This is a genomic window from Sphingomonas sp., assembly GCF_042091075.1.
In the GTDB taxonomy this organism is placed as follows: domain Bacteria; phylum Pseudomonadota; class Alphaproteobacteria; order Sphingomonadales; family Sphingomonadaceae; genus Sphingomonas.
The window spans coordinates 7,719-9,072 of sequence record NZ_JBELIE010000133.1 but is presented as its reverse complement, the minus strand read 5'-3'; the positions used below and the strand labels follow the sequence as shown (position 1 = coordinate 9,072).

Here is a 1,354-nt window from a genome sequence, read left to right as displayed (position 1 = left end):
GCCGCTCGCGCTGCATGGTGATCTTCATCAACCAGCTGCGCATGAAGATCGGCGTGATGTACGGCAATCCGGAGACGACCACCGGCGGCAACGCGCTGAAATTCTATGCCTCGGTACGCCTGGATATTCGTCGCACGGGCGCGATCAAGGATCGCGAGGAAGTGATCGGCAACAGCACCCGTGTGAAGGTGGTGAAGAACAAGGTCGCGCCGCCGTTCAAGCAGGTCGAGTTCGACATCATGTATGGCGAGGGCATTTCGAAGATTGGCGAGGTGCTCGATCTGGGCGTGAAGGCCGGGCTGGTCGAGAAATCGGGCGCGTGGTTCTCCTATGATTCGGTTCGGATCGGACAGGGGCGCGAAAATTCGAAGAATTTCTTGCGCGAGAATCCGGAGATGCTCGATCGCCTCGAAAAGGCGATCCGCGCCCGTACCGCGCAGGTGGCGGATGGCATGATGACTGGACCTGGTGAAGACGACGACCTGTGACCCGCGTTCCTGCCGAACGTGAGGTACGGACGGCCCGCCGGCAACGGCGGGTCGTATCGCATCGCGCGTCATGACGGGGGCGAGCGACTGGCGTGGTCGCGTCGGTGATACATGGGCGGCCGAATGGCAGCGCACCGAGCGGGCCTTTGACGGCATTGCCGAGCGGCTCGATCAGGCGATCCTCGCTCTGGCGCCAGATGCCGGCAGCGCGCTCGATATCGGTTGCGGCGCCGGCGCGACCACCGTTTCGCTGGCGACCGCCCGTCCCGGATTGCACGTCACCGGTGTCGATCTGTCGTCCGCTCTGCTGACGGTTGCGCAAAGCCGTGCCACGAGCGTTGATCAGGTACGGTTCGAGATGGGTGATGCCGTGGCGGTCGCTGCACGTCTTGCCCCGCTCGATCTGCTCGTATCGCGGCACGGCGTGATGTTCTTCGCCGATCCGGTCGTGGGTTTCGCCGGATTGGCCAGCGCCTGCCGCCCCGGTGCTCCGCTGATCTTCTCCTGCTTTCGGTCGCGAGCGGAGAATGATTGGGCGCAGGCGGTCGATCGGGCGATCGGTCATACGGCCGCCGCCACCGGCTATGCGCCGGGTCCGTTCGCGCTGGCGGACCAGGCGGCCACTGCCGCGATCCTGGGGCGGGCGGGCTGGCAGGATATCGCCGCGACGCCTTACGACGTATCCTATATCGTCGGGGCCGGTGACGATCCGGTCGGGGACGCGCTCGCTTATTATCGCCGGATCGGTTCCGCCGCCGCGATCCTGGCGGCGGCATCGCCGGGCGAGCGTTCCCGGATGGAGCGGGGGCTGACCGATCTGCTGCGGGAACGGATGGCGCCTCGGATACAGGACCCACGGATACAGG

The 1,354-nt window shown here is 65.7% G+C and carries 1 protein-coding gene and 1 pseudogene; both read left to right on the top strand.

The window, feature by feature from the left end; translation table 11 throughout:
* A pseudogene (locus ACFDSW_RS12680) lies at positions 1 to 488 on the top strand (DNA recombination/repair protein RecA); the annotation flags it as partial.
* Positions 489 to 558: 70 nt separating this feature from the next.
* Positions 559 to 1,354 (top strand): class I SAM-dependent methyltransferase (locus ACFDSW_RS12675; protein WP_375250652.1); only part of this gene is annotated, 796 nt, incomplete at its 3' end.